At 73.0% G+C, this 25,022-nt stretch carries 24 protein-coding genes and 3 tRNA genes; 17 read left to right on the top strand and 10 right to left on the bottom strand.

Annotated features, from left to right (window positions below):
- The first annotated feature begins 63 nt into the window (after positions 1-63).
- The 4 genes from AIF0345_RS03805 to AIF0345_RS03820 all read left to right on the top strand — a co-directional run bounded on the left by AIF0345_RS03805 (position 64) and on the right by AIF0345_RS03820 (position 4,724).
- The gene (locus tag AIF0345_RS03805; protein ID WP_285297262.1) at positions 64-1,551 is read left to right on the top strand and encodes an FAD-dependent oxidoreductase; all 1,488 of its coding nucleotides are present in this window, start codon (positions 64-66) and stop codon (positions 1,549-1,551) included.
- A gap of 67 nt (positions 1,552-1,618) precedes the next feature.
- Positions 1,619-2,734: an alanine dehydrogenase gene (ald, locus tag AIF0345_RS03810; protein ID WP_268917585.1), complete on the top strand. Its 1,116-nt coding sequence runs from the start codon at positions 1,619-1,621 to the stop codon at positions 2,732-2,734.
- A 530-nt stretch (positions 2,735-3,264) separates the two neighbouring features.
- Positions 3,265-4,140 carry a zinc metalloprotease HtpX gene (gene htpX / locus AIF0345_RS03815; protein ID WP_268917586.1) on the top strand — a complete coding sequence of 292 codons (876 nt, stop codon included), beginning with the start codon at positions 3,265-3,267 and terminating at the stop codon, positions 4,138-4,140.
- A complete protein-coding gene (locus AIF0345_RS03820) occupies positions 4,140-4,724 on the top strand; it encodes an AAA family ATPase (RefSeq protein WP_268917587.1) in 585 nt (194 codons plus the stop codon). The genes htpX and AIF0345_RS03820 overlap by 1 nt, the downstream gene beginning before the upstream one ends.
- 52 nt (positions 4,725-4,776) lie before the next feature.
- Here the strand turns inward: AIF0345_RS03820 and AIF0345_RS03825 are convergent, their stop codons facing one another.
- Complete coding sequence (locus AIF0345_RS03825) at positions 4,777-5,508, bottom strand: LppU/SCO3897 family protein (RefSeq protein WP_285297264.1); 732 nt, start codon at positions 5,506-5,508, stop codon at positions 4,777-4,779.
- Positions 5,509-5,645: 137 nt separating this feature from the next.
- Here AIF0345_RS03825 and AIF0345_RS03830 point away from each other — a divergent pair, with 137 nt between their 5' ends.
- Positions 5,646-6,791 carry a phosphotransferase family protein gene (locus tag AIF0345_RS03830; RefSeq protein WP_285297265.1) on the top strand — a complete coding sequence of 382 codons (1,146 nt, stop codon included), beginning with the start codon at positions 5,646-5,648 and terminating at the stop codon, positions 6,789-6,791.
- Positions 6,792-7,096: 305 nt separating this feature from the next.
- On the opposite strand, the gene AIF0345_RS03840 is transcribed toward AIF0345_RS03830, so the two are convergent.
- From AIF0345_RS03840 to AIF0345_RS03850, 3 genes are all read right to left on the bottom strand, one after another.
- Complete coding sequence (locus AIF0345_RS03840; protein WP_043562406.1) at positions 7,097-8,173, bottom strand: ABC transporter substrate-binding protein; 1,077 nt, start codon at positions 8,171-8,173, stop codon at positions 7,097-7,099.
- A 430-nt stretch (positions 8,174-8,603) separates the two neighbouring features.
- Positions 8,604-9,491: an ABC transporter ATP-binding protein gene (locus tag AIF0345_RS03845; protein WP_285297266.1), complete on the bottom strand. Its 888-nt coding sequence runs from the start codon at positions 9,489-9,491 to the stop codon at positions 8,604-8,606.
- Positions 9,488-10,534 (bottom strand): FecCD family ABC transporter permease, encoded by a 1,047-nt coding sequence (locus AIF0345_RS03850; RefSeq protein WP_285297267.1) that lies wholly within the window; start codon positions 10,532-10,534, stop codon positions 9,488-9,490. The genes AIF0345_RS03845 and AIF0345_RS03850 overlap by 4 nt, the downstream gene beginning before the upstream one ends.
- Before the next feature lie 994 nt (positions 10,535-11,528).
- Here AIF0345_RS03850 and AIF0345_RS03855 point away from each other — a divergent pair.
- The 6 genes from AIF0345_RS03855 (at position 11,529) to AIF0345_RS03880 (ending at position 13,678) form a co-directional block, all read left to right on the top strand.
- A tRNA-Tyr gene (locus tag AIF0345_RS03855) sits at positions 11,529-11,612 on the top strand.
- A 119-nt stretch (positions 11,613-11,731) separates the two neighbouring features.
- Positions 11,732-11,804: transfer RNA gene (locus AIF0345_RS03860), tRNA-Thr, on the top strand.
- Between the two features lie 40 nt (positions 11,805-11,844).
- Positions 11,845-11,918 (top strand) — tRNA-Met (locus AIF0345_RS03865).
- Between the two features lie 56 nt (positions 11,919-11,974).
- Positions 11,975-12,145: a 50S ribosomal protein L33 gene (gene rpmG, locus AIF0345_RS03870; RefSeq protein ID WP_043562405.1), complete on the top strand. Its 171-nt coding sequence runs from the start codon at positions 11,975-11,977 to the stop codon at positions 12,143-12,145.
- A gap of 31 nt (positions 12,146-12,176) precedes the next feature.
- Positions 12,177-12,995 (top strand): protein dehydratase, encoded by an 819-nt coding sequence (locus tag AIF0345_RS03875; RefSeq protein ID WP_268917592.1) that lies wholly within the window; start codon positions 12,177-12,179, stop codon positions 12,993-12,995.
- A gap of 125 nt (positions 12,996-13,120) precedes the next feature.
- Positions 13,121-13,678 (top strand): MarR family winged helix-turn-helix transcriptional regulator, encoded by a 558-nt coding sequence (locus AIF0345_RS03880; protein ID WP_285297269.1) that lies wholly within the window; start codon positions 13,121-13,123, stop codon positions 13,676-13,678.
- Positions 13,679-13,691: 13 nt separating this feature from the next.
- Here the strand turns inward: AIF0345_RS03880 and AIF0345_RS03885 are convergent, their stop codons facing one another.
- Positions 13,692-14,240, bottom strand: coding sequence for an NUDIX domain-containing protein (locus AIF0345_RS03885; RefSeq protein WP_268917594.1), 549 nt, complete (start codon positions 14,238-14,240; stop codon positions 13,692-13,694).
- The gene (locus AIF0345_RS03890; protein WP_268917595.1) at positions 14,237-14,875 is read right to left on the bottom strand and encodes a Maf family protein; all 639 of its coding nucleotides are present in this window, start codon (positions 14,873-14,875) and stop codon (positions 14,237-14,239) included. The genes AIF0345_RS03885 and AIF0345_RS03890 overlap by 4 nt, the downstream gene beginning before the upstream one ends.
- 388 nt (positions 14,876-15,263) lie before the next feature.
- Between AIF0345_RS03890 and AIF0345_RS03895 the strand changes: the two genes are divergently transcribed.
- The 4 genes from AIF0345_RS03895 (at position 15,264) to AIF0345_RS03910 (ending at position 19,449) form a co-directional block, all read left to right on the top strand.
- Complete coding sequence (locus AIF0345_RS03895; RefSeq protein WP_268917596.1) at positions 15,264-16,280, top strand: biotin--[acetyl-CoA-carboxylase] ligase; 1,017 nt, start codon at positions 15,264-15,266, stop codon at positions 16,278-16,280.
- A gap of 78 nt (positions 16,281-16,358) precedes the next feature.
- Positions 16,359-17,516: an adenylate/guanylate cyclase domain-containing protein gene (locus tag AIF0345_RS03900; protein WP_268917597.1), complete on the top strand. Its 1,158-nt coding sequence runs from the start codon at positions 16,359-16,361 to the stop codon at positions 17,514-17,516.
- 76 nt (positions 17,517-17,592) lie between these two features.
- Complete coding sequence (locus tag AIF0345_RS03905) at positions 17,593-18,261, top strand: response regulator transcription factor (protein WP_268917598.1); 669 nt, start codon at positions 17,593-17,595, stop codon at positions 18,259-18,261.
- A 108-nt stretch (positions 18,262-18,369) separates the two neighbouring features.
- On the top strand, positions 18,370-19,449 hold the full coding sequence (locus AIF0345_RS03910; protein ID WP_285297271.1) for a sensor histidine kinase: 1,080 nt from the start codon (positions 18,370-18,372) through the stop codon (positions 19,447-19,449).
- 41 nt (positions 19,450-19,490) lie between these two features.
- On the opposite strand, the gene AIF0345_RS03915 is transcribed toward AIF0345_RS03910, so the two are convergent.
- The 3 genes from AIF0345_RS03915 to AIF0345_RS03925 all read right to left on the bottom strand — a co-directional run bounded on the left by AIF0345_RS03915 (position 19,491) and on the right by AIF0345_RS03925 (position 22,162).
- Positions 19,491-20,276: a VTT domain-containing protein gene (locus AIF0345_RS03915; RefSeq protein ID WP_268917617.1), complete on the bottom strand. Its 786-nt coding sequence runs from the start codon at positions 20,274-20,276 to the stop codon at positions 19,491-19,493.
- 67 nt (positions 20,277-20,343) lie between these two features.
- Positions 20,344-20,898 carry a GtrA family protein gene (locus tag AIF0345_RS03920; RefSeq protein ID WP_268917600.1) on the bottom strand — a complete coding sequence of 185 codons (555 nt, stop codon included), beginning with the start codon at positions 20,896-20,898 and terminating at the stop codon, positions 20,344-20,346.
- A gap of 58 nt (positions 20,899-20,956) precedes the next feature.
- On the bottom strand, positions 20,957-22,162 hold the full coding sequence (locus tag AIF0345_RS03925; RefSeq protein ID WP_404975998.1) for a hypothetical protein: 1,206 nt from the start codon (positions 22,160-22,162) through the stop codon (positions 20,957-20,959).
- 118 nt (positions 22,163-22,280) lie between these two features.
- Here AIF0345_RS03925 and AIF0345_RS03930 point away from each other — a divergent pair, with 118 nt between their 5' ends.
- Both AIF0345_RS03930 and purE read left to right on the top strand, forming a co-directional pair.
- The gene (locus AIF0345_RS03930) at positions 22,281-23,606 is read left to right on the top strand and encodes a 5-(carboxyamino)imidazole ribonucleotide synthase (protein ID WP_268917602.1); all 1,326 of its coding nucleotides are present in this window, start codon (positions 22,281-22,283) and stop codon (positions 23,604-23,606) included.
- Positions 23,607-23,756: 150 nt separating this feature from the next.
- A complete protein-coding gene (gene purE, locus AIF0345_RS03935; protein WP_268917603.1) occupies positions 23,757-24,281 on the top strand; it encodes a 5-(carboxyamino)imidazole ribonucleotide mutase in 525 nt (174 codons plus the stop codon).
- A 109-nt stretch (positions 24,282-24,390) separates the two neighbouring features.
- On the opposite strand, the gene AIF0345_RS03940 is transcribed toward purE, so the two are convergent.
- The gene (locus AIF0345_RS03940) at positions 24,391-24,942 is read right to left on the bottom strand and encodes a CPBP family intramembrane glutamic endopeptidase (protein WP_043562394.1); all 552 of its coding nucleotides are present in this window, start codon (positions 24,940-24,942) and stop codon (positions 24,391-24,393) included.
- Between the last annotated feature and the right edge of the window lie 80 nt (positions 24,943-25,022).

Consider the following 25,022-nt stretch of genomic DNA (forward strand, 5'->3'; position numbering starts at 1 on the left):
GCCGGCGTCGTTCGACCTCGGCCCGCCCCACCTCATCCCATCGCTGACAGAAACGAAAGAGCAGTGAACGCACGTCCTCTCAGTGTCGCCGTCATTGGAGCCGGTCCAGCGGGCATCTACGCCTCGGACATCCTCTCGAAGTCGGGCATGGAGGTCTGTATCGACCTGTTCGAGCGCCTGCCCGCCCCCTACGGCCTGGTGCGCTACGGCGTGGCCCCCGACCACCCGCGCATCAAGCAGATCATCGTGGCCCTCTACAAGATCCTCCAGCGCGGCGACATCCGCCTGATCGGCAACGTGGAGGTCGGCCGCGACATCTCCGTGGCCGAGCTCCACGAGCACTACGACGCCCTCGTCTTCTCCACCGGGGCGGACACCGACGCCCCCCTGGACATCCCCGGCGTGGACGCCCCCGAGTGCTACGGCGGCGCTGACTTCGTCTCCTGGTACGACGGACACCCCGACCACCCGCGCACCTGGGACCTGAGCGCCAAGGAGGTCGCCGTCATCGGAGTCGGCAACGTGGCCCTGGACATCTCGCGCGTCCTGGCCAAGCACGCCGACGACCTCATGACCACCGAGATCCCGGCCAACGTCGCCGCCACCCTCAAGGACTCCCCGGTCACCGACGTTCACGTCTTCGGCCGCCGCGGCCCCGCCCAGGTCAAGTTCACCCCCCTGGAGCTGCGCGAGCTCGGCAAGCAGGCCGACGTCGACGTCGTCGTCGATGAGGAGGACTTCGAGTACGACGCCGGCAGCGAGGCGGCGCTCAAGGCCTCCAACCAGCAGCGCCAGGTGGTCAAGACCCTGGAGGGCTACGCCATGCAGGACCCCGAGGACCTCACCGCCTCCCACCGCATCCACATCCACCTCTTCCAGGCGCCCGCGGCCGTCCTCACCGACGACGACGGTCACGTGCGGGCCCTGCGCACCGAGCGCACGCGCCTGACCGGCGACGGCAGCGTCACCGGCACCGGGGAGTTCCACGACTGGCCGGTCCAGGCCGTCTACCGGGCCGTCGGCTACGCCTCCAGCAGCATCGAGGGCCTGCCCTTCGACGCAGGGCGCCACGTCGTGCCCAACGAGGGCGGGCGCGTCCTCGGCGAGGACGGCGAGCCCCTGACCGGCCTGTACGCCACGGGCTGGATCCGGCGCGGCCCGGTGGGGCTGATCGGATCGACCAAGTCCGACGCCCAGGAGACCATCGCCAACCTCGTGGCCGACGCGAAGGCCGGCCTTCTGCACGCCGAGACCCAGGATGAGGAGCAGGTCGGCCACGACGCCCTCATCTCCCTCCTGGAGTCCCGCGGCGTGCCCTTCACCAGCTGGGAGGGCTGGGAGCTGCTGGACGCCTACGAGCGCGAGCTCGGCAAGGGCTACGGCGAGGTCGTCGTCACCGGCGGCGCGTCCAAGCCGCGCGAGCGCGTCAAGGTCGTCTCCCGCGACGCCATGACCGCCATCTCCCGCTCCACCGAGGTCCCCGACGACCTCATCGGCCGGCCCGAGGACGACCGGGTCCCCGAGCGCGTCGCCGGCCGCCTGGAGAACTGATCGGGCTCTCGCGCAGATCCCGGCCGGCGCCCACCGGGCCCGCGCCACGTCCAACGGAGGAAGAATCATGCGAATCGGTGTTCCCACCGAGATCAAGGACAACGAGTTCCGCGTCGCCATCACCCCGGCCGGCGTCCATGCGCTCACCCGGCGCGGGCACGCCGTGACCCTCCAGGCGGGAGCCGGTGAGGGTGCCGCCATCCCCGACGAGGAGTACGTCGCAGCCGGCGCCGCCGTCACCGGCGACGTCCCGGCGCTGTGGGCCGACTCCGAGATGATCCTCAAGGTCAAGGAACCGATCGCCGAGGAGTACCCCCTGCTGCGCCCCGACCTGCTCCTGTTCACCTACCTGCACCTGGCTGCGGACCGGCCCCTGACCGAGGCGCTCCTCGCCCGCCGGGTCACCTCCATCGCCTACGAGACCGTGGCGACGGCCTCGGGCGCACTGCCGCTGCTGGCCCCCATGTCCGAGATCGCCGGGCGCCTGGCCGCCCAGGTGGGCGCGGACGCCCTGCTGCGCCCCCGCGGCGGGGCCGGGGTCCTGCTGGGAGGCGCGGCCGGCGTGCGGCGCGGCGCCGTCGTCGTCCTGGGCGGCGGCACCGCCGGCCTGGCCGCCGCGCGGGTCGCGGCGGGCATGGGGGCCGACGTCACCGTCTTCGACGTCGACCCGGTGCGCATGCGCCGCATCGAGGAGGTCTCGGGCGGGGCCATCCGCACCCGCTTCTCCACCGAGCTCGACGTCGCCCGCGCCTGCGCCGGGGCCGACCTGGTCATCGGCGCCGTCCTCGTGCCCGGGGCCCGCGCCCCGCGCCTGGTGACGCGCGAGACGGTCCGGTCCATGCGGCCGGGCAGCGTGCTGGTCGACATCGCCATCGACCAGGGCGGCTGCTTCGAGGACTCCCGGCCCACCACCCACTCCGCGCCGACCTTCGAGGTGGACGGCACCGTCTTCTACTGCGTGGCCAATATGCCCGGCGCTGTGCCGCACACCTCGACCTACGCGCTGACCAACGCCACCCTGCCCTACGCCCTCGCCCTGGCCGACGACGGCTGGCGCGGCGCCTGCCGGGCGCGGGCCGACCTGGCCCGGGGCCTGAGCACCCACGCCGGCGCGCTGTACACCGCCGGCGTCGGTGAGGCTCTGGGCCTTCAGGCGGCCGACACCGCCGCACTGCTCGCCTAACGTTGGGCGTTATTGACGCGTTGCGTTAAGTCGGTCATCCTGTCGGTGCGATCAGGTCGTTCGCAGGCTATGACACCGAACGTCTATGGTGCCGGATCAATGACCGGTGGAGGGTCTGCTTCGTGCGGACCGACGCCGGCCCTGAGGAGGCTGAGGTCGTTGACCACTCGAGGCGATCACGCCGATCCAGGCCGCGTGAACGGCGGGGCGGCGGGCTCGCCCCGTCCTGAGCCGATCGATTCCAACAGGGTGCGGGCGGCTGTCCCCATCGACGCTCCGAGAGCTCCCGGAGGCCGACTTTTGAGGAGTCGTGGCACCCGGCGACCGATCTTCTGAGACATCACAGGCGCCCGGCGAGCGCCCCGAACCGATTTCGAGCCGGAAGTGAACCGATCTCGACGAAGGGGAACCGCGGCTCCGCCCCGCACTCGGTGCCACTCGTCTCGCGGGCGGTCCGGCCGCGTCCGCCGTGCAGCAGGAAGACGGCACCGACTCAGCCCGCACACAGCCGGCGTCCATAGACTACGGCCATGACCGGTGCCAACCACCACAACGGGCTCAAGACCGCCGTTCTCATGGGCGGCCTGTGGAGCCTGCTCCTCCTGTTCGGCTGGGTGCTCGCCAAGGGCACGGGGTCGTCGATCTGGCTGTTCATCATGCCGCTGATCGGCGTCAGCCAGACCGCCTACACCTACTGGAACTCCGACAGGCTCGCCGTGCGCTCCATGGGCGCCATCGAGGTCACCGAGGCCCAGGCCCCGGCCATGTACCGGATCGTGCACGAGCTGTCCGAGGCCGCCGGCCAGCCCATGCCGCGCCTGTTCGTGGCCCCGACCATGAGCCCCAACGCCTTCGCCACCGGGCGCGACCCGGCCCACGCCGCCGTGTGCTGCACCCAGGGCATCCTCCAGCTCCTCAACGAGCGCGAGCTGCGCGGGGTCCTGGGCCACGAGCTGTCCCACGTCTACAACCGAGACATCCTCACCGGCTCCATCGCCGCGGGCATCGCCGGGATCATCTCCTCGGCGGCCACCATGTTCCTCTGGTTCGGTGGCGGCGGGGGGCGCGACCGGGACCGTGACGGGGCCTCGGGCCTCGCCCTGCTCCTCATGGTGCTGCTCGCCCCGCTGGCCGCCAGCGTCACCCAGTTCGCCGTCTCGCGCACCCGGGAGTACGACGCCGATCACGACGGGGCCGTTCTCACCCAGGACCCGCTGGCCCTGGCCAGCGCCCTGAGCAAGCTGGAGTCGGGCGTCTCGCGCGTGCCCATGGGCAGGGACCCGCGGGTGGAGCCCGTGTCCTCCATGATGATCGCCAACCCCTTCGGGCGGGTCCGCAACCTCTTCTCCACCCACCCGCCCATGGAACAGCGCATCGCCCGCCTGGAGCGGATGGCCGGGTACTGATGGCGGCTGCGAGCACGGGGCGCACGGTTCCCGACGCCGGTGCCCGCGGAGGCGGACTGCGGCCGCTGCTGGCGGTGGTCGGCGGTCTGCCCGCCGTCGGCAAGACCGCCGTGTGCCGCGCCCTGCTGAGGGAGCGGCGCATGACCTGGCTGCGCGTGGACTCCATCGAGCAGGCCCTGCGCGACAGCGGGGAGATGCTGCCCGGGGCCCCCGGCGGAGCCGGCTACTGGGCGGCCGCGGCTGTGGCCGCCGATGTCCTGCCCACCGGGGGAGACGTCCTGGTCGAGTGCGTCAACCCCCTGCCAGTCACCCGGCGCCTGTGGGCGCGGACTGCGGCCGGCGCCGGCGCCGCCCTCCTCGGGGTGGAGCTCGTCTGCTCCGATGCGGCCGAGCACCGCCGTCGTGTCGAGCAGCGGGTGAGCGACATCGACGGCCTGGTCCTGCCCGACTGGCGGGCCGTGCTCCGGCGCGACTACGAGCCCTGGCCCGAGGCCGACCTCCGGGCGGACACGGCCCGGGAGGCCCCGGCCCGCCTCGCGCGCACCGTCGTCGAGCTCTGCGACGCGGCTCGCGGCAGGGCCTGACGGGGCGGGCGGGGGCTCTCGTCGCGTGGTCGGGAACGGGGCCCAGTGCTGCTCAGTGCTGCGGCCCCAGGCACAGGACGATGTCGGAGGCCGGGCTGCCGCTGTACCTGCCGCTGTAGGGCAGGCGGCGCATGTGCCAGGAGTAGAAGAGGCCGACGTCGGCCGCCCCGGCCCGGGCGCAGAGCCCGGAGTAGTAGTCGAACCGGTCCTCACCGGAGGAAGGCCCTTTCTCAACGTCGTTGAGCACGGCGAGCACGGGGTGGACGCCCCCGTCGGCGCAGTCGGTCTTGACGGCCTTCTGCGAGACGGCCGTGACCGCCTCCAGCGTCACGCAGTCGCCGGTCTTCACGCTGTTGACGGCGGTGTCCGGGGCCGTGTCGGTCTCGGCCAGGCAGACGAAGTCCTTGCCCGTGTCGTAGACGGTGTCGGTCCCGGGGAAGAGCGCGCACGCCGTCGCGGTTTCCGCACGGCCCGTCACCCGGTGGACGGCGTCGGCGGAGCTGCAGTCGGTGATGGAGGACTCGGGGTCGGATATCAGGACGCTGGTGACGCAGCTGCCGGCTCTCGCGTTCTCGATGGAGCGCTTGGCCGAGTACGTGGATGTGGCCCAGATCATAAACTCGCAGAGCGCCGCCATGAGGCCGATGACCGTCACCAGGACTGCGAGGACGATCAGCCACACCCGTCTGCGCCGCCGCGGCGGGCCCGCCGCGGGCGCGTACGGGCCCGCCTGCTGCAATGCCGGGTACGCCTGCGACGACGGCTTTGGGGAGGACGGATTCATACGAGGACCTCCAACGCTGACGGCAGGCCGATCGGGGTGGGACCGACTCGTGAATACTAACCGGCGGCGGGGCGATGCGTGCGATCGGGTCGTGCCGGTGAAGCGGGATCAGCCGGGGAGCATGGTGAGATGAGGGCGTGAGCAGCTCTTCGACGTCGTCCGCGCTCCCAGGCCCCGAACGGGTCGGCGGCCCCGCCCCGCCCGGCGTCGACTTCGGCCGCCGCATCCGGGCCGCCGCCGACGCCGGTGGTCTGCGGGGCGTTCCGGCCGGCCCCGCCCAGGTCGAGCCGCTCGGGAGCGGCGAGAGCTACACCGCCTGGCTGGTCCGCTCGGGCTCGACGGCGAGAGTGGTGCGCGTTCCGCGGCGCGAGCCCCACCAGATGCCCCGGCCCATGGCCGCGGAGCTCGCCGTCCTCCAGCGCGTCCCGGCCCGGCTGGGCGCGAGCGCTGTCGCTGCGGAGACCGGCACCGACAACATCCTGGGCGTCCCCTACATGGTCGTCACCCACGTGCCCGGCCGTGTCCTTCGGGCCCGGGACTGGGGGCCGGGTCCGGCTCGCGCGCTCGCGGCCCAGATCGCCAGGCTCCACCTCGCCCTGGCGGCTCCCGGCGCCGCCGCCCCCGCGCTCCCGGACGCCGGCGCCTCGGGGCCCGCTCCTGTCCCGACCGCCTCCCGGGAGGGGTGGACCCTCCTGTCCTGGTGGCGCGAGCACCACCCGCGCACCCTCCGCGATCCGCGGGTCGTCCCCCTTCTGGATCCCTGGCGCCGGGCGCTCGAGCGCCTTGATCCTGCCTTCGAGGGCGTCCCGACCCACCCGCTCATCCACGGGGACGCGGTCCTGACCAACATTATCCTCGCCCCCGACGGAACGCCCCGGTTCATCGACTTCGAGTGGGCGGGTCCCGGCGACCCGGCCAAGGACCTCGCCCTCATCGGCGGGCGGGTGGTCGGCGGCCCCTGGTACGCGCCCATGGGACGGCACGAGATCGCCGCCTTCGTGTCTGAGTACGCCGGGTGCCTCCGGCGCCTCGGCGCGGAGAGGGCTCACAGAGGTGCGGTTCCACAAGCGCGCCCGCGCTCCGGGAACCGGCCGACCTGGGAGGCCGACGCCCGCACCGCCGACCCGCAGCGGCTTCTGGCTCGGCGCGACGCCTGGGAGCTGCTCGACCGCCTGCCCAACCTCCTGTACTGCCTCAGCCTCGCCGAGCAGAGCCCCCGCCACGCGCACTGGGCCGACGACCTGGCGGCGGGCCTGGGCGCGGTCCTCACGGCCGGTCGTTGATGGGTGACCGGGTGCCCGGCTTCGCGGCGCGGAGCGCTCGGAGATGTCGCAGGAGGCGTGCGACGAGCCCGACCGCCGGCGGGCCGGCGCCTCCCAGCACCAGGGCGGTTGCCGTCCGGTCGCCGACGGCGTCGGGGGAGCGGCCCCTGCCAAGGCACGCCACGGCCTGGCCGGTCTGGCGGAGCGGCTCGACGGCGTGGACGGGAGGCTGACGGTCACCTCGCCGGCCGGCGGCCCGACCCGGGCGGAGGCGGTGATCCCGTGCGCGCCCTCGCCATTCCCCGCCTGCTTGCGCCGGGCGCCTTCTACTGGGGGTCCTTGCCGGCCAGGATGAGGGAGACCTCGTCGTCGGTCAGCGCGTAGCCGAGGTAGGTGCTGTAGAAGTCCTTGACCTTCTGCTCGATTGCGAGGTCGGCGAAGAGGTCCGGGTGAAGAAGGTGAGAGGCCCACTGCACCTGGAGGAGCTCCTCGACCCCGTAGCGGTCCCAGCCGAAGACGCCCTTGGGGTTGACGTAGACCTTCTTGTTCTGGACGGCCTTGATGCTCGCCCATGTCGAGTCGGACAGGATCTGCTCGACCTCGCCCGCCTTGCCGGTGATAATGACGTCGGGGTTCCAGGAGAGGATCTGCTCCGTGGTGAACTGGGCGTTGGCGTCGCTGGTGGGCGAGTCGACGGCGTTCCTTCCGCCCGCGGCCTCGATCCAGGTGTCGATAATGGTGCCGGTGCCGTCGAGGTTGGTCGTGTAGACGCTGTTCCCGTGCATGACGGTGGGGCGGTCGGCGTCGGCCAGACTGTCCGTCTTCGCCTTGACGGCGTTGACGACGTCGTCCAGCTCGGTGTTGTACTTCTCGGCAATGCCAGGGGCGTCCCCGCCGAAGACCTGGGCGGTCAGGGCGATCGACTGCTTCATCTCCTCGTAGGTGGAGAAGGCGCAGCTGACCAGCGGGATGCCGACCTCGGTGGCCTTGTCGCGCAGCGTATCCTTGGAGTCGAAGATGACCTGCGGGCCCAGGGCCACCAGGTCCTCGAAGTTGAAGTCGTCGCCGAATGTCGAGGTCGCCTTGGACATGTTCGGGCAGACCTTGTACATCCAGGGGAACTTCTTGGGGTCGCAGTGCGTGGCGACGAGGCCCTCGGCGCCGGTGAGCATGATGGTGACCTCGTTGTGGGCGTACCAGCCGTCGGCGTAGGCGGTCGGGTTGAGGGGGACCTCCACCTCGGTGCCGGTCATGTCGGTGACGGTCTGGGTGGCCGAGTCCGTGGAGGGGGACTTGGATCCGCAGGCGGCCAGCAGGCCCAGTCCAGCGGCGCTGCCGACGCCGAGGCCGGCGAGCCTGAGAATATCGCGGCGGGAGAGGGCCGTGGGGATGTGCGCGGTCATAGGAGCTCCGATTGGTGGCGGTGCAAGAAACTCATTGTGACCCTAGTCGCAAATGCCTCACGTTTCCAGAAAATGTTTTCGTGGGCACGAAAAATGTGGCACGGGTTTTCTTATCTGCGTTGAGTTCTGGGCGGGCTCACCGGAGAGTGCGGTGCGCCGCCGTGCTCGTCTGTCTGGCGGCTCGCCGCTTTTCGCGCTCCGGGGTTGCACCTGGGCTGGCGGCCCGCACGCGCGCGACAACCCCGGCAGCCCAGATGGCGCGAGTGGGGCCGGGGACGCGGCACCCCACTCACTGCCGGGTGGCGCCGGCCCCGACCGTCTGCGCACGCGACGTCGCGCCAGAACCGATCTCGATACGGAAATGAACCGATCTCGGCCAAGGCTCTCCCGCATCCACGTCAGCGTGCCTGCGTCGCCCGCCCCGCACCAGCTACAGGGGGCGCAGCGAGGGCACGCAGGTGCGCGTGGGGAGACCGTCGTCGTCAACTGTGTCGATGACCCGCACGCGCGTGCCGTATGCCTCCCGCAGGTTCTCCTCGGTGAGCACCTTGTCCACCGGCCCGGACAGGATGCGCCGCTCGCGGGTCAGGAGCACGGCGCGGGAGGCGACCATGAAGGCGTGGTCCGGGTTGTGCGAGGTCATGACCACGCCGTGGAGCTCGTCGGCGAGACCGCGCACGGTGGCCAGCACGGTCGCCTGGTTGCGCAGGTCCAGGGCCGCGGCCGGCTCGTCCATGACGAAGATCGCGCCGTCCTGGACGAGGGCCCGCGCAATAAGGGTCATCTGCTGCTCGCCGCCGGAGAGCTCGGTGAAGGGCCGCTCGGCCAGGTGGGGGATGCCCAGGCGCTCCAGGGCCGCAGCCGCGCGTGCGCGCTCGGCCGCAGGCGGCGAGCTGAGCAGGCCCAGACGCGAGGCACAGCCGGTCAGGGCGACGTCGAGCGCCGTGAAGGCGAAGGGCGGCTCGTGAAGCTGGGGCACATAGGCGATGGCGCGGGCCATCTCACGGCGCGACAGCGTCGAGCGCAGCCGGCCCGCGATCCTGACGGTGCCGGCCACCGGTGCCAGGCGGCCGAGCAGGGTGCGGAAGAGCGTGGTCTTGCCCACCCCGTTGGGACCCAGGAGGCAGAGCACCTGGCCGCGGCGCACGTCGAGGTCGATGCCCTCCAGGACCGGTCGGCCGCGGTAGCCGCAGGCCAGGCCGCGCGCGGAGATGGTGACGGGCGCAAGGGGCTCTGTGGGTGCGCTGGGATTCCCGGTCGCCCCGGGCGTGGCCGCCGTCTGCTCGTCGCCGGCGGGGCCCTCGGGCCGGGGGCTCATGAGCGCGCTCCTCGCTGGCTGCGCAGGAGGATGACGAAGAACAGCGGCGCACCGATCACGCTGGTGAGGATGCCCAGTGGGATCTCGGAGGGCATGACCGTGCGGCAGGCGGTATCGACCAGCATGAGGAAGGCGCCGCCCAGGACGACCGACAGGGGCACGACGATCCGGTTGTCGGGCCCCGCGATGAAGCGCACAAGGTGCGGCATGATGAGCCCGACCCAGCCGATGACGCCCGAGATGGCCACGCTGGAGGCGGTCAGCAGGGTGGCGCACACAATGCAGGTCGCACGCAGCGCGGCGACGTTGACGCCCAGGGACTCGGCCTCCTCCTCGCCGAAGGCGAGCGTGTTCAGCCGCCACCGCAGCGCGATGATCGGAATGAGCCCGACGACGAACGGGACGGCGTACAGCGTCAGGTCGGACCAGGTCACCTTGGCGATCGACCCCATGAGCCAGTAGGTGATCTCCGGCAGCTTCGAGTCGGGATCGGCGGTGTACTTGACGGCGGAGACGAAGGCCTGGAAGAGGGCGGAGACGATCATGCCGCACAGAACCAGCAGCAGGACCTGGCTGGTCCCCCGGCCGATGCTGCGCGCCGAGGCGTAGGTGAGCAGGACCGCGATGACCCCGCCGACGAAGGCTGCGGCCTGCACCCCCGAGCGGCTCGCCGAGACGAGCAGCGCGAGCGCCGCGCCGAAGGAGGCGCCGGTGCTCGCTCCGAGGATGTCGGGGGAGACCATGGGGTTGCGGAACAGCCCCTGGTAGGCGGCGCCCGAGACGGCGAGCGCCGCCCCGATCATGGCGGCGGCCGCGACCCGGGGCAGGCGCACCCCCATGACGATCGTCCTGCTCGCCAGCGGGACCCCGCCGTCCCCTCTCAGGGAGCGGGCCAGGACGGCGATGACCTCGCCGGGGGAGAGCGTGGCCCGTCCTATCGCCAGTGCGGCGATGGCAGTCACGGCAAGGAGGACGAGGCCGAGCGTCAGAAGCAGGACTGGGGGCGGCCGACGGCGGGTCGAGGGCAGGCTGTAAGCGGTCATAGTGAGTCCCGGGGTTCTGGGTCGGTGAGCGGTCGCGTGAGGACTTGAGGCAGGCTAGCGTCATGGTGGCAGCGGCGGTTCCACGGCGTTGCGGGCGTCCGAAACCTGGAAAAAGGTGGCTCCCACGCACTTTTAAACACCGACCCCACCCCGACCTCGTCGTGGAGCCGCGGAATCACGCCGATTTCTCTCGGACCCGGTGTCGCCGACCGCCTTAAAAGTGCGTGGGAACCACCTTTTTGCCGTGCAGCCCCGCTCGGCCTCGGGGCCGAGCGCCCAGATGACGGCCCCAAGGGGACGGGCGTCCCCCTGCTGCTCGGCTCGTGCGTCCGCCAAGTCGGTCCCGGTCGTGGCTGGGCTCGGCCGGCGGCGCGGTCGCGCCCACCCCGTCCGGGCCCGCGGCACTCCGGGCGGAATGCGAACGCGTCTTCCCAACGTCAACGCACCGTTGTCGCGCCCTGCCGATTTTCGGCGCGCGCTCTGCTGCGGCCCCGGCGCGCACATCCTCCGGCGCGCGCCTCCCGGCGTCGCGACCGGACTCGCGTCTCGGCTCGTGGCCGTGGCCCTGCGCTGCGCTCGGGGCTGGGGCTGTTCGGGGTGGTATGAGATCGGGCTGCACACGGCAGAGCGGGGCCTTTGCGGAGCCAATGCGGTTTTTCGTTGGAACTATACGGATACTCGAGGGTGGTCAAGATTGGTTGGCGGGATCCCGTGCGCGTTGAGGGAGGTCTGCGCACGTGGGGGCGGTGTCGTGGTCGCAGCGGAGATCACTTTCCGGGTCGCAGCGGCATCCGGCGGGCGCCTGGCGCGGGCGCCCCGAACCGATCTCGACGCGGAGTACGATCGATCTCGGTGAAAGGGCCGGCGCGAGGGGCGGTACAGGGGGTGCGGCATGTGACCAGGCCCCTACGGAGAACGATGGCGCGGGCCGCCGTCGGCTTGCTACTCTTCGACGGCATCGCGCGGCGCCTGGCCTCAGGGCGGTGCGGAGCACGGCGGGTTGCCCGAGCGGCCAATGGGAGCTGACTGTAAATCAGCCGCGTAAGCTACGGGGGTTCGAATCCCTCACCCGCCACCATGACCGCCCTGCTGCGGCAGGGCGGCCAGAGCCGTCCCGCGGGGCGGTGCCGCAGTGAGCGAGGACACGCGGGCCCGGATTGCCACGGTAAATCCAGTCCGCATAGGATCTTGTTCGTTGCCCCGATAGCTCAGTCGGCAGAGCGTCTCCATGGTAAGGAGAAGGTCAAGGGTTCGATTCCCTTTCGGGGCTCTGACGCTTGTGGGGCTCCCAGCCCCTCCTGTGTCGGTATGGCGAGGTAGCTCAGCTGGTTAGAGCGCACGACTCATAATCGTGAGGTCGAGGGTTCGAGTCCCTCCCCCGCTACGCAAGGTTCGAGCAAGGCGCCCACCGGCTCGAGGGTCAAATCAGAGGAGAGACGCGTGGCCAGCAAGTCCACCGACGTTCGCCCCAAGATCACTCTGGCTTGCTCGGAGTGCAAGGAGCGCAACTACATCACGAAGAAGAACCGTCGGAACACCCCCGACCGGCTCACGATCAAGAAGTTCTGCGCGCGCTGCGGCAGGCACACCGAGCACCGCGAGACCCGCTGAGTCCTTCCTCGGCGGCCGGCGCAAGCGGCTCATGAACGTCATCGACCCCGTCGACGAGCAGTCGGCGGGGCTTTGTCGTGCCCTGAGGCCCGTCCTCGCCACGGCTCTCATCCGCGACCCGGCGGCGGCCGCCCGCCTGGGGGTCGACGCGATTCTTCCCGCCGTCGTCGCTCTGCGGGCTGTGCAGCGGGCACCGCAGACCCGGGGCCGGCACGACCTGCTCCACCGGCGCTGCCGAGTCCTGCCGGCCGTCGGCGCCGACACGGCGACCGGCGCAGCGACCGTCAGAGTCACGGAGCGCGCCGGCTGGCAGCTCGTGCGGGCTCGCATTGAGGTGGGGCCGAGCCGTGCGGGACGACGATGGCCCGGCGGCGCCGTCGTCGTGCACGACCTCGCCCGACGCCTCGACGACGACGCGCCCACTGGCGCCGCCCCGCTTCGCACCCCGGTGCCGGCCCCGTCCGCAGGTCGCACCCCGGATCGTGGCGCGCGGCCGCCCGGGGCTGGTCGTGCGGTGCGCATAGGCGCCCTGGACGTCGCCGCGTGGGCTGAGGCCGGCGGCGACCGCGGCCGCGTGCACACCCTTCCGGGGGCCGCCCGGGCGGCGGGGCTGCGCGCCGGAGCGGACGACGTCGTCGCCCACGGGCTGCTCCTGGCCGCCGTGAGCCTCGCCCTGGTCCCGGCCGGGAGCGGCGCCGTTGATGCGCGTATGCCGGCCCCTCTGCCCGTGCCGGCTGCTGGCGCCGCAGCGGTCCGACGACCGGATGCGGCACCAAGCGTGTGCGTGCTCCTGGACGGGCGCACCGGCGAGCTCACCGCCGGCGGGCGGTGCGTTCTGCGCCGCCGGTGACGAGGAGCACGTCCCCCTCCCGACATCCGAATGATATACAGAAAGAGATACAATTAGGTTGTTCAATCCTGAATGACCGGGTCGAGCGGGCGCCACCCGTGGGAGCAGCTGGAGGATGACAGAGGATGACAACGGCCGAGGCGAGCGGTGCGATCGCGGGAGTCTGCGGCCAGGAACCGTCGCCGGCATGCGGCCAGGGGGCCGCTGCTGCCGAGCCTGCTGAATCCGCTGAGCGCGCCCGCCCCCTTGATGCCGTGGAGATGCAGGCGTGGAGGGCCTTTCTCGCCGCGTCGACATCGGTGGCCGCCGTCCTCAATCGCGAGCTCGAGGCCGGTGCCGGTATCTCCATGCACGAGTACGAGATCCTCGTGCGCCTGTCGGAGGCGGCCGATCGTCGGCTGCGCATGTCCACACTGGCCGACCACGTCTCCCACTCCCGCTCGCGCCTGACGCACACGGTGGGCCGCCTGGAGAAGGCGGGCTACGTCGAGCGCACCTCGTGCGCGGCGGACAAGCGCGGCGTGTACTGCCGGCTGACCGAGGCGGGCCTGAGCTTCCTGCGCGCGGCCGCTCCCATCCACCTGGGCGGCGTGCGCCGCCACGTCCTCGACCGCTTCACCCGCGAGCAGCTCGTCACTCTGACCGGCTTCATGGCCGCGCTCGTCGAGGACGAGGACGCCTGAGCTCTCAGGGCTCTCAGGGCGAGCGCTCAGGGGGCTCGGGAAGCAGGGCCGCCAGCTCTGCCCACACGGTGTCGAGGGCGGCGAGCAGCGGCGCCTCGCCGTGGACGCGGTCGGCGTCCGGGGCGGGCCGCTCCCAGCTCCTCGCGTCATCCGTCGGCGCGAGCCTGACCCACCGCAGATCGTCGGACTCGCGGTCCAGCGGCACGGGCGAGTCCCACGCCGGGTCGGGCGGTGCTTGCGCCGTGAAGGTCGTGTACGACCAGTCCGGGTGGACCTGGGTGTGCTCGGCCCCCAGGGCGAGTGCTTTCGCCGGCAGCCCGGTCTCCTCCTCGCACTCGCGCAGCGCCGCCTGCGCAGGCCTCTCCCCGTCGCGCACCGCGCCGCCGGGCAGGCCCCAGGTCCCGCCCCCATGGGTCCACTCGGCGCGCAGCTGCATGAGCACCTCGACGCCGGCATCGGCGTCCCGGGTCCGGCGCCACACGAGCAGCCCCGCCGCGCCGTTGAGCCCCCAGTGCAGGCTGCCGCAGCCGCAGCGGACCCACCCGTCCCCGGGGCGCCTCACCGGCCGGCCCACAGATCCGTCCACCCGACGCCCAGCTCGGCCAGCAGGCGCCGCAGCAGCGGCAGGGAGATGCCCACCACGCCGTGCGGATCGCCGTCGATCCCCTCTATGAAGGCGCCGCCGAGCCCGTCAATGGTGAAGGCCCCCGCGCAGCCCAGGGGCTCGCCGGTGGCCACATAGGCGTCGATCTCGGCGTCCGTGGGGGAGCCGAAGCGCACCGCCGTCGAGGAGACGCCGTGAGAGCGGGCGCCGTCGCGCACCCGCACCAGGGCGTGGCCCGAGTGGAGCACCCCCGTGCGCCCGCGCATCGAGCGCCAGCGCTCGCGGGCGGCCTCCGGCGTGCCGGGCTTGCCGACGACCCGCCCGTCGATCTCCAGCATGGAGTCGCAACCCACGACCACCAGGTCGAGATCCGTCTCGCGCTCGACCCGGGTGACGGCCGCGGCCACGTCCTCGGCCTTGGCGCGCGCGAGGGCCCGCACCTGCTCGGCGGGGGTCGGCTCGGCGGGGTGGGCGGCGGCCAGCGCCCGCAGCACGGCGGGCTCATCGACGTCGGAAACCCGCACGAGCGGCTCGACACCGGCGGCGCGCAGGGTGGCCAGCCGGCCGGAGGACTGCGAGGCCAGAAGAATCACGGCCCCACCCTAGACGATCGGTCCGACAGGCTGGATCTGCTCGGTCCGCGCGGAGAATGACGCGACCACGGGGGCAGCGGGTCGCGTCGCCTGGGCGTACCGCTCGACCGCGTCGTCCGACGCTCCCCGGGGCCGGTCATCCGGGCCGGGGCTCATTACGGGGCGCCGGCGAGGGGGTTCGGTCGGGAGTCGCCTTTTTGGAGGGCCGCAGCGCGTGGCGGGCGGGCGCCCCGAACCGATCTCGAGCCGGAGGTGAACCGAACTTGACGCGGAGTACGACCGATCTCGGCGAGAGGGTATCGGGCGCTGTCGGTGCTGTCGGTGCTGTGGGCGCTGACGGCGCCCCTGGGGCCGCGGGCGCCGGGCGTGGGGCCGATAGGCTGCGGCGATGAGCAGCTCCTCCTTCACCCGTCTTGTGACGGTCCGGACCACCGGCTCGACCAACGACGACCTGCGTGCGGCGCTGAGCGGCCCCGACGGGCGCGTGGACCCGGCGGCGGCCAGCACCTGGCCCCACCTGTCCGTCCTGCGCGCCCAGACGCAGACCGCGGGCCACGGGCGCGCAGGGCGCACGTGGGCGACCCCGCCCGACGGCGCCCTGACGGCCTCCGTGGTCCTGCGGCCGCTCGTGCCCGCCGGGCGCCTGGACTGGCTGCCGCTGCTGGCGGGACTGGCGGTGCAGCGCGCTCTCGCGCCCCGCCTGGAGGCCGCCGGCTGGCGGGCGCGCACGAAATGGCCCAACGACGTCGTCGCCCTGCCGCAGGACCAGCCGGCCGGCCCGCCCGCGGACCCGCAGCCGGCGGAGCCGCCCGGGTGGGGGCGCAGCCGCAAGGTCGCCGGCGTCCTGTGCGAGCTGGTGCCCGGCTGCACCGAGGACGGTCCCGGGGACGACGACGGCGCGGGCCGGGGAGGCGCGCGAGGGTACCGGGAGGACCGGAGGGCGGCCCGGGACGCGGTGCCGGCGGTCATCGTCGGTGTCGGCGTCAACCTGGCTCAGGGCGCCGACGATCTTCCCGTGCCCTGGGCGGCCTCGCTCACCGGTCTGGGCGTCGCCCCCGCTCTCGCCGCCCCGGAGGGCGTCCTGGAGGACCTCGGGCAGCACCTGGCGGACCTGGTCGCCCGCTGGGAGGGCCGGGGCGGCGACCCCGACGCCGGCGACGGCGCGCTCGGGCGGCACCTGCGCGAGGCCTGCTCCACGCTGGGCCAGGACGTGGTCGTCGCCGTGCCCTCGGGGCGGGTGCGGGGCAGGGCTGTCGACCTGCGGCCGAGCCTGGTGCTGCGCGACGCCGCCGGGGGCCCGGCGGAAGACGGTGCCGGCAGTGCCGGCAGTGCCGACGAGCTCGTCGTCTCCGCCGGGGACGTGGTCTCCGCGCGTCTGCGGGACGGGTGGGCAAGCCGATCGTGACCTGGCGAATTATGTCGAAAAGGTCGACACAGCCTCTACGGTGAGCGCCGTTGTGTGACGTGCGCTACTGTTGCGGGCGTGACTGACCAGACCAGCCCCGCGGCCCGGACCCAGGAGGGGGAGATCCGTGCGCCCGCCACCCAATCCAGCGGCGTCACCAGTGGTGTGGCGCCCGACGGCACCGCTGTGCGCGACGACGACCAGTGGGCCACCCTCGCCGCGCACGAGCGCATGCTCCTCGGGGGAGTCCCCGCCCTGAGCATGCGCGAGATGGCCGAGCGCGCCGGCACCAGCCTCGGGCTCGCCAGGTGCTTCTGGCGGGCGATGGGCTTCGCCGACGTCGAGCCGGACGAGGTGCGCTTCACCGAGAACGACGTCGATGCGCTGCGCATGATGGCGGACCTCATCGACGACACCGACGACGGGCGCCCCTCGCCGGCGGCCCCCGGAGGCGGGCTGGCGGCCAGCAGCGCCCTGGAGCTGCTGCGGGCCCAGTCCTTCACCATGGACCGCCTCGTGCTGTGGCAGCTGGAGACGCTCGTGACCGACATCGGGCAGCGCTTCGACCTGGACGACACCTCCGCCCGGCTCGTGGCGCTCGACCACATCGACGAGCTGGTCGGCTCCCTGTCCGCCCAGCTCGGCTACGTCTGGCGGCGCCACCTCGCGGCACTCATCGGCCGCACCGATGCCGAGGTCGCCCACCGCGGGCGCGAGGACGCCGGCCCCGACCTGTACCCGCTGTCCCGCTCGCTCGGCTTCGTCGACATCGTCTCCTTCACCCAGCGCGCCCAGACCATGGGGCGCAAGGAGCTGTCCGCCATGCTGGAGGACTTCGAGTCCACCGCCCGGGACGTCGTCACCTCCCGCGGGGCGCGCGTGGTCAAGACCATCGGGGACGCCGTCATGTACATCGCCGATGACCTTCTCATCGCCGCCGACGTCGTCACCGCCCTGGTCGAGGAGCTCCAGTCCGGCCCGGAGATGCTGCTGGTGCGCGCCAGCCTGGTCCGGGGCCGGGTCGTCTCCCGCTCGGGCGACGTCTTCGGCCCCCCGGTCAATCTCGCCTCCCGGCTGGTGGACACGGCCGAGCCCGGCGGGATCCGCATGGACGAGGCGACCGCCATGGCGATCGCCTCCGGCCCGGGTGCCGACCACTACCAGGTTCGTCCCTGTCACGAGGTGGTCGCCAAGGGGCTGGGCAACATCACGCCCTGGGAGCTGTCACGGGTGTGAGCGGGAAGATCTGATCTCCGGTTCTCCGTCTTGCGGATGATGGCGGCGGGGCTTCCGGTCGCCTACGATCCGACTTATGACGACAGTGCTTCTCGTTGAGGACGACCCCGCCATCTCCGAGCCCCTCGCTCGCGCCTTCGGACGCGAGGGCTACGAGGTGCGCGCCCACGGCACCGGCAAGGGTGCCCTCGAGGAGGTCGCCGGCGCCGACATCATTGTGCTGGACCTCGGTCTGCCCGACATCGACGGCCTTGATGTCGCCCGTCGAGTGCGCGCCCAGGGCCTGACCACCCCCATCCTGATGCTCACCGCCCGCAGCGAGGACACCGACCTCGTCGTCGGCCTGGACGCGGGCGCCGACGACTACGTCACCAAGCCCTTCCGCCTGGCCGAGCTGTTGGCGCGCGTGCGTGCCCAGGTCCGCCGCGCCTCGGGCGAGGCCATCGAGGACGAGCTCACCGCCGGTGAGATCCGTGTGGACGTCGCCGCCCACCGCGCCTTCGTGGCCTCCCGCGAGCTGCAGCTGACCACCCGCGAGTTCGAGCTGCTGCGGGTGCTGGTGCGCGGGGGCGGCCAGGTCGTGTCGATCGACGACGTCCTCAAGGAGGTCTGGGGCGAGGACCCGACGGGCACCGAGCAGACTCTTGAGATGCACGTCACGTGGCTGCGTCGCAAGCTGGGCGACGACGCCGACGCCCCGACGCTCCTTCTGCGCGACGGGGCCGGTTACCGTCTGGCCGTGTAGCGCTCCGGCGCGCGCGCCCGCGGGCGCCGCCACGACGGGCACGCCCCGGTCCCGCCCTGCGCGGGCCGGGGCGTCTACCGTGGTACCGGGTTCACGAAGGGAGCGGGCATGCGCCGCCGAACGATGACGATGACGATGGTGGCGGTCTCCGTCGCCGTCGTGCTGCTGGGAATCCCCCTGGGCGGCGCCTGGATCGCCCTGGCGTTCCGCACCACGCCGAACGCCGAGGACCGCGCCCAGGTGGTGATCACCGTGGCCCTGACCGCCGTGGGGCTGGCGGCCGTGGCGCTCCTGGCCGCCTACGTGGTGGCGGCCAAGGCGTCGCGGCGGATCAGCGCCCCGTTGATCTTCCTGGCGGCCGAGGCCGAGCAGCTCGGCTCGGGGCAGGTGCGCCCGCGCCTGCGCCGCTCCGGCATCGAGGAGATCGATCTGGTCCAGGCCGAGCTGGTGCGCACCGCGGAGCGCGTCGCCGGCAGGCTCGCCGCCGAGCGGCAGTTCGCCTCCGACGCCTCCCACCAGCTGCGCACGCCACTGACGGGTCTGAGCCTGCGCCTGGAGGAGATCGAGTTCATGTCGAGCGAGGAGGAGGTGCGTGCGGAGGCGCGCGCGTGCATCGAGCAGGTCGACCGGCTCACCGGGGTGGTGGAGGACCTGCTCAAGGTCTCCCGGCGCACCGGCGGCGGCACCACCGAGGCCCTCCACCTCAAGGAGGTCTTCGCCCAGCAGCGCGAGGAGTGGGAGCCCGCCTTCGCGGAGGCGGACCGGGAGATCACCTTCACTGACGACGTCGAGCTGCCGGTGCTGGCCAGCCCCGGGTCCCTGGCGCAGGTCCTGGCCACCATGATCGAGAACTCGCTGCGCTACGGGGCGGGGACGACGAGCGTGAGGGTGCGCAGCGCCAAGGGCGGGCACGGGGTCTTCATCGATGTCGCCGACGAGGGCGACGGCGTCGAGGAGGACATCGCCCCCCACGTGTTCGAGCGCCACGTCTCCGGCCACGGCTCCACCGGTGTGGGCCTGGCGCTCGCCAAGGACCTGGTCGAGGCCGACGGAGGGAAGATCGAGCTGTCGCAGCGCAGCCCGGCGATCTTCTCCGTGCTGCTCAACGCCGTGCCGCGGTCCCTGGACCCGAACAACGTCCTGCCGCAGGGGGCGCTGGTGAGCGTAGGGCGCCGTCGGCGCTTCTGAGCGTCAGAGACGGCCCCCGGCCGGCTCGGGCCGGGGCGCGCTCAGGCCTCCGGCCGGGCGGCGACGCCCGCCTTCTCGCGGGTCTCAGGGGAGGGCTCCTGGGCGGGCTGGGGGCCGGCCCTGCGGGAGGACAGCCAGCTGCGCAGCGCCGAGATGAGCATGGGCAGCACGGAGACGAAGACGATTCCCAGGATCATGGCGTCGATGTTCTTCTGGATCCACTCGATGCTGCCCAGGAAGTAGCCGAGCCAGGTGATGGCGAAGGCCCAGAAGGTCGCGCCGATCGCGTTGAAGATGAAGAAGTGGCGGTAGTGCATCTTGCCGACGCCCGCCATGACGGGGGTGAAGGTGCGCACGATCGGGACGAACTGGGCCAGGGTCACGGCCTTGCCGCCGTGGCGCTCGAAGAAGGCCGCCGTGCGGTCCACGTACTCCTTCTTGAACAGGCGCGAGTCCGGCCGGTTGAAGATGGCCGGGCCCGCCTTGCGACCGATCGCGTAGCCCGTCTGGTTGCCGATGATCGCAGCCAGCCACACCAGGGGGGCGGCCACCCAGATGTGTACGCCGACGGCGCCCGTTCCAACGAACATGCCCAGGGTGAACAGCAGGGAGTCCCCCGGCAGGAAGAACCCGACGAGCAGGCCGGTCTCGGCGAAGATGACGAGCATGACGCCCACGATCGCCCAGGGGCCGAACCACTCGACGATCTTGGTGATAATGCTGGCGGCGTCCAGCCACTCGGGGCCGAGGGCCGGCGCGGGGGCCCCGGGGAGGGCCTGGGGCAGGGCTGCGGAGAGTCCGGCCGTCGCGGCCGTGGCAAGAGGCATCACAGGGCCAGGTTAGGGAAGCGGGCGGGGAGCGCACCGTGAGGCCGCCCTCACCGGGTGTGTGGCGTCAGGCACGCCGGGTGCTGCGGGCCCGGCGCTCGCTCCCGCCGTCGGCCGAGCCGCCCCCCATCCCGCCCGCCGCACGGTCCTGCGAGCCGTCCCGCCCGCCACTGAAGACGATGTAGTGGTAGAAGGTGAACCGGAAGGCGGTCCCCAGGCCGAAGCCGACGACGTAGGCCGCGACCATGTCCGCGATCGCCGAGCTCAGCCCCAGGACGTGGTGGGTGAACAGCAGGCAGAACTGGGTGATGCACAGGCCGCCCACATTGGCCAGGGCGAACAGGAGGGCCTCGCGCGCCACGTTCTCCTGCGTGCGGCCCCGGTAGGTCCACAGCCGGTTGGCCACCCAGGAGAAGATCGTCGCGATCGTCGCGCTGGCCGCATTGGCCGTGTTCGGGTGCCCGGCCAGGAAGTCCAGCGGCCCGTGCTGGAAGACGACGAACAGGCCGGAGTCGACGACGTAGGCCAGCGCCCCCACCAGCCCGAACTGCAGGAACTCCTTCACCCAGGCGACAATGCGCTCCTTGAGGGCCGCAGGGCCACGCGAGCTGGATCGGGTCACACGCTCGATCGTAGGGCACCGGGGTGCGCGGGCCGGTGCACCGCGGCGGTGGGCGCGCTCACGGCACCCACTGGGTCACCCTGACCGAGAGGTCCCACACCCAGCTGATCCAGAACAGCTGTCCCACCGCGCAGGCCGTCAGCAGAAGGGCCCGACGCCGGGTCGACAGGCAGGACGCCAGCGCCCAGGCAACCGGCGCCAGCGGCAGCAGGATGCGGAAGACCGACGTCGTCGGATCGAAGAACGCCAGCAGGTACACCACGTAGCCGATGCACCAGAACCAGGGCCCCGGCCCCAGGCGGCGCAGCGACGGCGCGCCGAGCACCAGCACCGCCGTCGTCAGGACGCCCACCAGCAGCAGCGCGCCCAGGTGCTCCCCGACCCACCAGCCGCTGCGGGCCGGCCACGGCGCGAAGGGCACGAGCGAGCCGCTGCGCCACGCCGTCTCGGTCGCCGTGTAGGCGTCCGCCCACCCCGTGACCAGCCAGGCGAGCGCCGGCCAGGCCAGGGCGCACATCGCCGAGAGGGCCGTCAGCGCCGCCAGGCCCAGCCGCTGCCCTCGCTCCAGCGGTCGGGCCCCGGGCAGCACCCGCTGCCTCCAGGGTCCGGGCAGGCGGGCGCCGGCGACCTCCCACACCCACCAGGCGCCCAGGGCCAGGGTCAGCGGCACCCCGATGGGGCGGGCGAAGGCCGCGAGCGCGACGCACGCGGCGGCGAGGAGGCCCCTGCCCCATCCGCCTCGCCCGGCTCGGCCGCCTCCGCCGGCCAGGGCCAGCGCCCCCGCGGTGAACAGCAGGCCCAGGGACTCGGCGTAGGGGACCTGCAGCACGAGGGCGCACGGCGAGCTCCACATCAGGGCGACCGCCCACAGCGACGCCCGCCGGCCCACCACCGGCGCCAGCCACCGGTCCATGACGACGGCGGCGCCCGCGGAGGCGATCGTCGCCACCAGGGCGGCGCGCACGTAGAAGGACCAGCCGGTCCACCCCAGTGCTCCGGCGAGCGCGGGCAGCAGCGGCATGAACGCCCAGGCGCTCTGGGTCACGTTCCCGCTCGCGTCCCGGGGCAGCTCGGCCGGGTAGCCCTCCTGAGCGATCCGGTTGTACCAGCCCGCGTCCCAGAAGGCGAGGTGCCCCTCCCAGGGCGGGCGGGCCGGCGCCCACGGGGTGGCCGGGGTGTCGGAGGCGCCCAGCCGCAGGATGAGCAGGGTCAGGGCGCTCGCGGCGGCCCAGACGGCCAGGACCCTCAGCCAGTGGAGGGGCATGCGGTCATTGCGCGGCCGCTCGGAGGCGGGGCGCTGGAAGAGGGGCGAAGGGCTGAGCACGACGCCCAGCGTACGGCGTCGTCGGGAGGAGCCGCCGACCTGCCGGTAGCCTGAGGGTGTGAGCGCACCGATCCTTGCCGTTATCGGAGGCGGGCAGCTGGCCCGCATGATGCAGGAGGAGGCCTCCGCCCTCGGCGTCCACCTGCGGGCCCTGGTCGAGGCCCCGGACGGCTCGACGGCGCAGGTCGTCGTGGACGCCCCTGTCGGCAGGGCCGACGACGCCGATGCGGTGCGCGCCCTGGTGAACGGTGCCGGTGCCCCGGGCCCCGGGGCCGGCGCGGCCCGCCTCCAGGCCGCCGGGCGCGCCGACGCCCTCACCTTCGAGCACGAGCACCAGGACTCCGCGCTGCTGGAGCGGCTCCAGGCCGAGGGCGTCTCCGTCCAGCCCACGGCGCAGGCCCTGCGGCTGGCGCGCGACAAGCTCGCCATGCGCCGCGCCATGGACGGGGCCGGGCTGCCGCAGCCCGCCTGGGCCGAGGTCGGCGGTGAGGCGCGCGTCATGGCGGAGCGGATCCGCGTCTTCGGGGAGCGTCACGGCTGGCCGGTGGTGCTCAAGACCCCGCGCGGCGGCTACGACGGGCACGGCGTGCTGCTGGTGGAGGGGCCGGGGGAGCTGGCCGACGGCGGGGCCGCCGCCTGGATCGCGGGGGTCGCCGCGGCCCGTGCGGGCCGGGTCTCCGCTGGCGCCGGGGGCGGGGGGAGCCTGGGCGGCGGCGCGGTCACGAGCCTGCTGGTCGAGCAGGCGGTCCTCTTCACCCGCGAGCTCGCTGTTCTGCTCGCCCGCAGCCCCAGCGGGGAGGTGCGGGCCTGGCCCGTGGCGCAGACCGTCCAGGACGGGGGCATCTGCTCAGCGGTGATCGCCCCGGCGCCCGGGCTCGAGGAGGCGGCCGTGGCGCAGGCGCAGCGGATCGGGCGCGCGATCGCCGAGCGCTTCGGCGTCACCGGGGTGCTCGCCGTCGAGCTGTTCGCCGTGGAGGAGGCGGGGCGCCCCACCGCCCTGTACGTCAACGAGCTGGCCATGCGGCCCCACAACTCGGGCCACTGGACCCAGGACGGCGCCGTGACGAGCCAGTTCGCCCAGCATGTGCGCGCGGTCCTCGACCTGCCGCTGGGCTCCCCGGAGCCCACGGCCCCGGCCACGGTCATGGTCAACGTCCTGGGCGGGCGGGGCGAGCCCGGGGCCGACGCCCTGAGGCGCGCCATGGCGCTGGATCCGCAGGCGCGCGTCCACATCTACGGCAAGGGCCGGCGTCCGGGCCGCAAGCTCGGCCACGTCAACCTCGCCGTGGCCGGCGACCCCGCCGCGCCCGCCGACGCGCAGGCCGTCGCCGCGGCGCTGGAGCGCGCCCGCGCCGTCGCCGCCGTCCTGCGCGGGGACGCCTGAGGCGCTTGCCCCGTTCCCCGCCCCTCCTCCGCCGAGATCGGTCGAGTTCCGCGCCGAGATCGGTTCACTTCCGGCTCGGGATCGGTCGAGACTGGGCGGGACGGGGCCGCGCGCCCCGCCCCGCCTGCAGACGAGTAGGAAAGGCTTGTCATGAATCACACCTCGCAGCCGAGGGTCGGCATTGTCATGGGCTCGGACTCCGACTGGCCCACCATGGAGGCCGCCGCCGCCGCCCTGGAGGAGTTCGCAGTGCCCTACGAGGCCGACGTCGTCTCCGCCCACCGCATGCCCACCGAGATGATCGACTACGGCCGCCGGGCCTGCTCCCGCGGCCTGCGCGTCATTATCGCCGGCGCGGGCGGGGCCGCCCACCTGCCCGGCATGCTCGCCGCCGTCACCGAACTGCCCGTCATCGGCGTGCCGGTGCCGCTCAAGCACCTGGAGGGCATGGACTCCCTGCTGTCCATCGTGCAGATGCCGGCCGGCGTGCCCGTCGCCACCGTGTCCATCGGCGGGGCCCGCAACGCCGGGCTGCTGGCCGCGCGCATCCTCGGCGCCGGGCAGGGCGAGGAGGCGCAGCGCATCCGCGCCGCCATGCGCTCCTTCCAGGCCGAGCTGGGTCGAATCGCCCACGCCAAGGGCCGGGCCCTGCGCGACCGGCGCGCCCAGAGCTGAGCCGGGACGTTCCCGCCGGTCCTGCCGGTCCCGTCAGCGCGGAGCCGACGGGTGCCGATCCGCGGGGACGGGGCTGGGCCGGTGCGTCCGCGTCCGCCCGGTGGGGCGGTCAGGCGACGATGAGCCCTGTCCCGATATTCACGGCGGCATGCACCGCCGCACCGGGCACGAGGGTGCCGGTCTTGTGGCGCAGCCATCCCAGCAGCCACCCGGCGGCGAACTGCACGGGGACGATCGGCCACAGCCGCACATCGACCAGCAGCAGAGCCAGGTGCGGCACGATGAACATGACGGCTTGGAGGAGGTTGCCCCACCCAGGACCGAGTCGCCTCATGAGCACGCCGCCGAGCAGCCCGCGGAAGAAGATCTCCTCGCCGACGGGCCGGAGCACGACCCCGATCGCCGCCCCCACCGAGGTGAGTCGAGCGACGGAAACGCCGGACGTCGACAGCAGGTCGGCGGGCACGAGGGCGATGGCGAGCCAACCCGTCAACATCATCGGGGGCAGGAGAAGCAGCGCCCAGCCGTAGGCCGCGGGAGAGCCCCAGGACGCCCCTGCGCGAGCCAGCGCGGCCTTGAAGCGCGAGGCGCGATCCTGTCCGCGAGATTGCACGATCAGGTACACGATGGTGGGCAGACTCAACAGGACGAACTCAGCCACGCGGTCAGCCTACATGTGCTGACCGGGCGGGAGCCCGTCACCCGGCGCGCGCCGGAACCCGTCCGGACGCCCCTCGGGCC

Source organism: Actinomyces israelii (assembly GCF_030253495.1).
GTDB classification, from domain to species: Bacteria; Actinomycetota; Actinomycetes; order Actinomycetales; family Actinomycetaceae; genus Actinomyces; species Actinomyces israelii.